Annotated in this window: 7 protein-coding genes and 1 pseudogene; all 8 read left to right on the top strand. The window is 72.2% G+C overall.

Annotation, left to right across the window (positions count from 1 at the left end; translation table 11 throughout):
* Positions 1-7 precede the first annotated feature (7 nt).
* The 8 genes and pseudogenes from AC156L_RS08945 to coaD all read left to right on the top strand — a co-directional run bounded on the left by AC156L_RS08945 (position 8) and on the right by coaD (position 8,139).
* Positions 8-3,385: a pyruvate carboxylase gene (locus AC156L_RS08945; protein WP_330883385.1), complete on the top strand. Its 3,378-nt coding sequence runs from the start codon at positions 8-10 to the stop codon at positions 3,383-3,385.
* 164 nt (positions 3,386-3,549) lie between these two features.
* Complete coding sequence (locus AC156L_RS08950) at positions 3,550-4,353, top strand: polyprenyl synthetase family protein (RefSeq protein ID WP_330883383.1); 804 nt, start codon at positions 3,550-3,552, stop codon at positions 4,351-4,353.
* A 20-nt stretch (positions 4,354-4,373) separates the two neighbouring features.
* The gene (locus AC156L_RS08955; RefSeq protein WP_330883381.1) at positions 4,374-4,910 is read left to right on the top strand and encodes a hypothetical protein; all 537 of its coding nucleotides are present in this window, start codon (positions 4,374-4,376) and stop codon (positions 4,908-4,910) included.
* Positions 4,911-4,955: 45 nt separating this feature from the next.
* Positions 4,956-6,044 (top strand): MBL fold metallo-hydrolase, encoded by a 1,089-nt coding sequence (locus tag AC156L_RS08960; protein WP_330883379.1) that lies wholly within the window; start codon positions 4,956-4,958, stop codon positions 6,042-6,044.
* The gene (locus tag AC156L_RS08965) at positions 6,037-6,870 is read left to right on the top strand and encodes an arginase family protein (protein ID WP_330883377.1); all 834 of its coding nucleotides are present in this window, start codon (positions 6,037-6,039) and stop codon (positions 6,868-6,870) included. The genes AC156L_RS08960 and AC156L_RS08965 overlap by 8 nt, the downstream gene beginning before the upstream one ends.
* Before the next feature lie 26 nt (positions 6,871-6,896).
* Positions 6,897-7,031, top strand: a pseudogene (locus tag AC156L_RS08970) (3-oxoacyl-ACP reductase); the annotation flags it as partial.
* 4 nt (positions 7,032-7,035) lie between these two features.
* Entirely contained in the window at positions 7,036-7,602 is a 567-nt protein-coding gene (gene rsmD / locus AC156L_RS08975; protein WP_330883375.1) for a 16S rRNA (guanine(966)-N(2))-methyltransferase RsmD, read from the top strand.
* Positions 7,603-7,656: 54 nt separating this feature from the next.
* Positions 7,657-8,139 carry a pantetheine-phosphate adenylyltransferase gene (gene coaD, locus AC156L_RS08980; RefSeq protein WP_330883373.1) on the top strand — a complete coding sequence of 161 codons (483 nt, stop codon included), beginning with the start codon at positions 7,657-7,659 and terminating at the stop codon, positions 8,137-8,139.
* Positions 8,140-8,506: the final 367 nt, after the last annotated feature.

An 8,506-nucleotide genomic window follows, 5' to 3' on the forward strand; every position in this document is an offset into this window, starting at 1 on the left:
CGCCGCTATGTTCCGCAAGGTGCTTGTCGCGAACCGCGGCGAGATCGCGATCCGGGCGTTTCGTGCCGCCTATGAGCTGGGCTCGGGGACGGTAGCCGTCTTCCCGCACGAGGACCGGAATTCGCTGCACCGGCTGAAGGCCGACGAGTCCTACCAGATCGGCGACCCCGGTCACCCGGTGCGCGCGTACCTGTCGGTCGAGGAGATCGTCAAGGCCGCCCGCCAGGCCGGTGCCGACGCGGTCTACCCCGGTTACGGCTTCCTCTCGGAGAACCCCGAGCTGTCCCAGGCGTGCAAGGACGCGGGCATCACGTTCGTGGGACCGCCGACCGAGGTGCTGGAGCTGACCGGCAACAAGGCGCGCGCCATCGCGGCCGCGCGCGAGGCGGGCCTGCCGGTGCTGGAGTCCTCCGCGCCGTCGGCGGACCTGGACGAGCTGCTGGCCGCGGCCAGGGGCATCGCCTTCCCCGTGTTCGTGAAGGCCGTCGCCGGTGGTGGTGGCCGCGGCATGCGCAGGGTCGAGGACCCGTCGACGCTGCGCGAGTCGCTGGAAGCCGCCATGCGCGAGGCCGAGTCGGCGTTCGGCGACCCGACCATGTTCATCGAGCAGGCCGTGGTCGAGCCCCGCCACATCGAGGTGCAGATCCTCGCCGACGGCGAGGGCAACGTGATCCACCTGTTCGAGCGGGACTGCTCGGTGCAGCGGCGCCACCAGAAGGTCATCGAGATCGCGCCCGCGCCGAACCTGGCGCCGGAGATCCGCGACCGGATGTGCGCCCACGCCGTCGCGTTCGCCCGGCACATCGGCTACCGCAACGCGGGCACGGTCGAGTTCCTGCTCGACCCGAACGGCAACTACGTCTTCATCGAGATGAACCCGCGCATCCAGGTCGAGCACACGGTCACCGAGGAGGTGACCGACGTCGACCTGGTCCAGTCGCAGATGCTCATCGCCAGCGGCAAGACCCTCGCCGACCTCGGCCTGAGCCAGGAGACGGTGCAGCTGCGCGGCGCCGCCCTCCAGTGCCGCATCACCACCGAGGACCCGGCGAACGGCTTCCGCCCGGACACCGGCGTGATCAGCGCGTACCGCTCGCCCGGCGGCTCCGGCATCCGGCTGGACGGCGGCACGATCGGCGCGGGCACGGCCATCGGCGCGCACTTCGACTCGATGCTGGTGAAGCTCACCTGCCGCGGTCGGACGTTCGCCGCCGCCGTGGCCCGCTCGCGCCGCGCGGTCGCCGAGTTCCGCATCCGCGGCGTGTCCACCAACATCCCGTTCCTCCAGGCGGTGCTGGACGACCCCGACTTCTACGAGGGCCGCGTCACCACGTCGTTCATCGAGCAGCGCCCGCACCTGCTGACCGCCCGCCACTCCGCCGACCGCGGCACCAGGATCCTGACCTACCTGGCGGACGTGACGGTGAACAAGCCCAACGGCGAGCGCCCGGCGAGCATCGACCCGCGCGACAAGCTGCCGGTCGTGGACCTCGACGCCGAGCCCGTGCCCGGTTCGAGGCAGCGGCTCGCCGAGCTGGGCCCCGAGGGCTTCGCCGCGTGGCTGCGCGGCAGCCGCGCGGTCGCCGTCACCGACACGACGTTCCGCGACGCCCACCAGTCGCTGCTGGCGACCCGCGTGCGCACGAAGGACCTGCTCGCGGTCGCCCCGCACGTGGCCAGGCTGACGCCGCAGCTGCTGTCGCTGGAGGCGTGGGGCGGCGCGACGTACGACGTGGCGCTGCGGTTCCTCGCCGAGGACCCGTGGGAGCGGCTCGCGCAGCTCCGCGAGGCCGTGCCGAACATCAACCTCCAGATGCTGCTGCGCGGTCGCAACACCGTGGGCTACACGCCGTACCCGGCCGAGGTGACGTCGGCGTTCGTGCAGGAGGCGACGAAGACCGGCATCGACATCTTCCGGATCTTCGACGCGCTCAACGACGTCGAGCAGATGCGGCCCGCGATCGAGGCCGTGCGCGAGACCGGGACGGCGCTGGCCGAGGTGGCGCTCTGCTACACCTCGGACCTGTCCGACCCGGACGAGCGCCTCTACACGCTCGACTACTACCTCAAGCTGGCCGAGCAGATCGTCGGCGCGGGCGCGCACGTGCTGTGCGTCAAGGACATGGCCGGGCTGCTCCGCGCGCCCGCCGCGTTCCGGCTGATCACAGCCCTGCGCAAGGAGTTCGACCTCCCCGTCCACCTGCACACCCACGACACGGCGGGCGGTCAGCTCGCCACGTACCTGGCCGCGATCCAGGCCGGGGTGGACGCGGTGGACGGCGCGTCCGCGTCGATGGCGGGCACGACCTCGCAGCCCGCGCTGTCGTCGATCGTCGCCGCGACCGACCACACCGAGCACGCCACCGGGCTCGACCTGGAGGCCGTGTGCGACCTGGAGCCGTACTGGGAGGCGACCAGGCGGATCTACGCCCCGTTCGAGTCGGGCCTGCCCGCGCCGACCGGCCGCGTCTACAAGCACGAGATCCCCGGCGGCCAGCTCTCGAACCTGCGCACGCAGGCCGTGGCGCTCGGCCTCGGGCAGCGGTTCGAGGACATCGAGGCCGTGTACGCGGCGGCGGACCGGATGCTCGGCCACCTGGTGAAGGTGACGCCGTCGTCCAAGGTCGTCGGCGACCTCGCGCTGCACCTCGTCGGCGCCGGTGTCACGCCCGCCGAGTTCGAGGCGGACCCCGGCAGGTTCGACATCCCGGCCTCGGTGATCGGCTTCCTGCACGGTGAGCTGGGCGACCCGCCCGGCGGCTGGCCGGAGCCGTTCCGCACCAAGGCGCTCCAGGGCCGTGCGCCCGCCAAGGGCGTCGAGGAGCTGTCGGAGGAGGACCAGAAGGGGCTGGCGGAGAACCGCCGCGGCACCCTGAACCGGCTGCTGTTCCCGGCTCCGACCAAGGAGTACCTGGCCCACCGCGAGGCCTACGGCGACACGAGCGTGCTGCGCAGCAAGGACTTCTTCTACGGCCTCAAGCCGGGCGAGGAGTACTCGGTCGACCTGGAGCCCGGCGTGCGGCTGCTGATCGGCCTCGAGGCGATCGGCGAGGCGGACGAGCGCGGGATGCGCACCGTCATGGCCACGCTGAACGGCCAGCTGCGGCCGATCTCGGTGCGCGACCGGTCCATCGCGGCGGAGGTCCCCGCCGCCGAGAAGGCCGACCGGGGCAACCAGAACCACGTGGCCGCGCCGTTCGCGGGCGTCGTGACCCCGTCGGTCGCCGAGGGCGACGTCGTCGAGGCCGGTCAGACCGTCGCGACCATCGAGGCCATGAAGATGGAGGCCTCCATCACCGCCGCCAGGGCCGGCACGGTGGCGCGCCTCGCGGTGCGGCCCGTGCAGCAGGTCGAGGGCGGCGACCTGCTGATCGTCCTGGAGTAGTCGGACCACCACACCGACGGGTGCCCTGCGCCGCAACGCGCAGCGGAGGGCACCCGTTCGGCTGCTCCAGGCGTGTGGCGTCGCTGCACCGTCCGGGTCACGCGCCGGGAAACCGGCTCGCCCGCCCCCAGCATGGAGTGCTCCCGACATCGAGGAGCGCCGTCTTGACCCAAGTCGCCCGCCGCGTCCCACCCCTCAGCCCGACCGACGACGACCTCCGCGAACTGCTGCGCGACGAGTTCGCCACCCGCTGGCCCGACTCGCCCAGGGCGCTCGACGCGGTCGACCGCTACGCCCTCATCCCCGTCGGGACGCTGCTGCGCGCGCTGCTGGTGCTGCGCGCCGCGCTCGCCGTCGGCGGCGACCTGCACCGCGTGCTGCCCGCCGCCGTCGGCGTCGAGTGCCTGCACGTCGGCGGCCTGGTCCACGAGGGCCTGATGGGGCACGACGACGCCCGGCAGGGCCGGGTCGCGGTGCACCGCAGGTTCGGCGCGGAACGCGCGATCGTCGCGGCCAACTCCCTCTACTTCCGCGGGTTCGGCCTCATCGACGAGTGCCGCGACCGCGGCGCCACCGCCGACCAGGTCGCCGAGGCCACCCGCGTCCAGGCCGACGCGGGCGTGCAGGCCAGCCGCGGCGCGGAACTGGCGCTCGTGCTGGGCGACGACCCCTCGCCCGACCCGGCGGAGTACCTGCGGGTCGCGAGGCTGAGGACCGCGGTGCTCCCGGCGGCCTGCCGGATCGGCGCGGTGCTCGGCGGGGCCACCCCGGAGCAGACCCGCGCGCTCACCGGGTTCGGCGAGAACCTGGGCATGGCGTCCCACCTGAGCGCCGACGCCAGGCCGTCGCGGCTGCCGTCGGCCGAGCGGCTGGTGCAGCAGTTCGGGGGCCGGGCCCGCCGCAAGCTGCGCAGGCTGCCCGTCGGTGCCAGCCGGGATCGTCTGGCGCAGTTGACCAAGTTGTGCTGATGCTGTGAGAACCTCGCGACATGGACGACCGCTACCAGACGATCGCGGACATCGAAGCTACCGAGCAGGAGGCCCCGCACCTGGCTCAGGAGGTGGTCGACTGGCTGGTCGAGATCGGCGTCGTGGTGAAGGAACGGACCAACTGCGCCTGTGGCATCGGTCACGCGCCCGGCCCCCACTTCGACCGCGCCGTCGTCACCGGCGACGAGGAACTGCGCACCCTGGCCTGGAACGGCCTGCGCGTGGAGGTCGGCCGCGCCGTCTACTACACCAAATCGCCTGATCAGGCCATCTTCTGCCCGCACTGCGAGGCCGAGGTCGACCTCGACCGGATCGCCGACGCGTTCGAGGAGTGGCAGCACGGCGCCGACGGCACCCGGCCCTGCCCCATCTGCACCAGGGAACTGGATCCGAACGGCTGGCGTTGGGAACCACCGTGGGGCTTCGGCGCGCTGGGACTGACGTTCTGGAACTGGCCGCCGCTGCGCCCGGAGTTCGTCCTTGAGCTGTCGGCCCGCCTCGGCCACCGGACCGTGCTGGTCGCCGACAAGCTCTGAGGCCAATTCAGTGTGACTATGGCCTGGCGGAACGGTGGAGGTGCCATGAAGAAGACCACGGGTGCGCTGCTCGGGTTGGCGGCGGCGGGGATCGGCTGGGCGGTGCGGGGCGTGCCCGCGGCATTGGGCGGCAAGCCCGATCCCGCGCTGCTGCGGAGGTCGCCGCGGTTCCGCGACGGCACGTTCCACAACGTCAAGAAGACCACCACGATGCCGGACGCCGAGAGCGCGGGCGTCTTCCGCGAGTTCCTCTTCGGCGGTGGCCGTCGCAAGCCGTCCGGGCCGGTGCCGCTGGTCGGCCCGCAGTCCGGCCAGACCAGCGCCGAGGGCCTGCACATCACCTGGTACGGCCACGCGTCCTCGCTGGTCGAGGTCGACGGCGCCCGCGTGCTGCTCGACCCGATCTGGAGCGACCGCTGCTCGCCGTCGGAACTGGTCGGCCCCAAGCGGCTGCACCCCGTCCCGCACGAGCTGACCGAACTCCCGCCGATCGACGCCATCGTCATCTCGCACGACCACTACGACCACCTCGACCTGCCGACCGTCCGCGCGCTGACCGAGTCGGAGACGGCGCCGTTCGTCGTGCCGCTCGGCATCGGCGCGCACCTGCGCCGCTGGAACGTCCCGGAGTCGCGGATCGTCGAGCTGGACTGGGACGAGCACCACGAGGTCGCGGGCGTCCGGTTGACCGCCACGGCCGCGCAGCACTTCTCCGGCCGGGGCCTCAAGCGCGACAACACGCTGTGGGCCTCGTGGGTGATCGCCGGACCGGAGCACCGCGTGTTCTACAGCGGTGACACCGGCTACTTCGACGGCTACACCGACATCGGCGAGACCTACGGGCCGTTCGACGCGTCGCTGGTGCAGATCGGCGCGTACAGCGTCGGGTGGCCGGACATCCACATGACGCCCGAGGAGGGCGTGCGCGCGCACCTCGCGCTCCGCGGCGGACTGCTGATCCCGGTGCACTGGGCGACGTTCAACCTGTCCGTGCACGACTGGTCCGAACCGGTCGACCGCGTGTGGCGCGAGAGCAAGGCCCACGACGTGAAGCTGGCCGTGCCGAAGCCGGGCGAACGCGTCGACGTCAACGACCCGCCCGCCGTCGACGGCTGGTGGCAGGCGCTTGCCTGAGGTCCACTCCGTCGCGCAGCGGCAGGGCGCGGTCGTTCCCCGCGCGGTGTCGCTGCCGTCGGGTGGCAGGGCGCTGGCGAAGCTCGCCGGTGAGGTCCTGGGCACCGCCGTGCGCACCATCCCGGTCGGGGAGCACGGGTCCCCGACCGTGGACGGCATCGCCAACCGCGCCGCGCTGCTGGACAACCGCGCGGCCCAGCGGGCGGCGCTGGGGACCCGGTCGACGGTCCTGACCATCGGCGGCGACTGCGGCGTCGAACTCGAACCCGTCCGCGCCGCCCGCGAGCGCTACGGCCGCACCCTCGCCCTCGCCTGGTTCGACGCGCACGGCGACCTGCACACGCCCGCGACCTCGCCGTCGCACGCCTTCCACGGCATGGTGCTGCGCGCCGCGATGGGCGAGGGCGATCCGGGGTTCGCGTCCGGCCCCCGGATCGGCGCGGGCCGGGTGGTGCTGCTGGGAGCGCGCTCGCTGGAGCCCGCCGAACGGGAGCAGGTGTGGCGGCAGACCGTCCGCCACCTGCCCGTGGCCGCGGCCAGGCGCTCCACCGTGGCGGGCAACGCCGTCCTGGAGACCGACGCCGACGAGGTCTACCTGCACGTCGACCTGGACGTGCTGGACCCGGCCGGGTTCGACGGCGTCGGCTGCCCGGTACCGGGTGGCCTGACCGTGGCGGAACTCGTCGGCTCGATCCGCGCCATCGCCGCGGCGACGCCGGTGGTCGGCGCGGGCATCACCGAGTGCGCCACCGACGACCCGGCCGCGCTCAGGGCGCTCGTCCCGCTGCTCGAAGCCGTCGGGGACTGCCTGGGCTTCGGACCATGACCCCGAGAACGGCCGTGGTGACGGGCGGGGGCACCGCCACCGGCCGCGCGGGCACCCCCGCCGACGCCGCCGCGGTCGTGGGCTTCCCCACCTCTCGCGGGGCGGGCCACGTCACCGGACAGGTGGTGCCGGTCAACGGCGGAGCGCACCTGGGACGATGAGCCCGTGACCAGGATCGTGGCGGGCACGGCCGGAGGCCGCCGCCTGCAAGTACCGCCGAAGGTGACCCGCCCGACGTCCGACCGCGTGCGCGAGGCGATGTTCAGCGCCCTGGAGGTCGTCCTGGACCTGGACGGCCTCACCGTGCTCGACCTCTACGCGGGCTCGGGCGCCCTCGGCTTCGAGGCGCTGTCCCGCGGCGCCGCGTCGGCCACCTTCGTCGAGGCCGACCGCCGCGCGGCGGACGTCCTCCGCACCAACGCCCGCGAACTCCGCTTCACCGCCGCGACCGTGATCGCCAGACCAGCCGAATCGGTGGTCGCCGTCTCCGCGGAGGCCCCGTTCGACCTGGTCTTCGCCGACCCGCCGTACTCCGTCACCGACGCCCAGCTGGGCAAGGTCCTGGACGCCCTGGTGCTCAACGGCTGGACCGCCCCCGGCACCGTCCTGATCGTGGAGAGAGCGTCCCGCAGCCCCCGCCCCCTCTGGCCAAGTCCGGTGGAATCCTTGCGCGACAAGCGATACGGAGACACAACCCTGTACTGGGCGGAACACCCGAACCCATCGGGGTGATCAGGGACACGGACGCCACTGGATGCGTCCGATCGGGTGCTAACGTCCAAAACCATGACGCGTGCCGTGTGCCCCGGCTCCTACGACCCGGTCACCAACGGACACCTGGACATCATCGGCAGAGCGGCGAAGCTCTTCGACGAGGTCGTAGTCGCCGTGCTCATCAACAAGAACAAGAAGACCCTGTTCTCCGTCGAGGAACGAACAGACATGCTCGCCGAGGTCACGTCCCTCTGGCCGAACGTGCGCATCGACTCCTGGCACGGCCTGCTGGTGGACTACTGCCGCGAACACGACATCAAGGCCATCGTCAAGGGCCTGCGCGCGGTGAGCGACTACGACTACGAGCTCCAGATGGCGCAGATGAACCACCAGCTCAGCGGCGTGGACACCCTCTTCATGCCCACCAACCCCATCTACAGCTTCCTGGCCAGCTCGCTGGTGAAGGACGTGGCGACCTACGGCGGGGACGTCTCCACCCTGCTGCCGCCCACCATCGAACGCCGCCTGATGCAACGCCTGGAAGAACGCCGCTAACCAGCACCGGAGCCCAGTGGCACCGGCGCCGACGGCGAATCGGCACCTGCGGACGGCCGGGCGCGGCAGAGCAGCGGGCCTGCGAGGTGGGGCGGTACCAGCGGCTGGCAGGTGAGGCAGCATCCGCAACTCAGGTGCGAAGCAGCACCGGCAATCCAGCGGGGCGAAGCAGTACCAGCAACCCGGCAGGGCCTAGTACCCACCCTCCTGACCCGCCCCAACGCGACCGTGGCCGGTTTTACTCGGGGGATTTGCCCCTTGAAATTGTCGGGCAAGGGCTTCCCACCTGCCCTTTCAAGCCCGACAAAGGGGCAAATCGAGGGGTCCCGAGTCACACCGGCCACACCACGACGTGCGCGACCAGACC

This window comes from Umezawaea sp. (assembly GCF_057122925.1).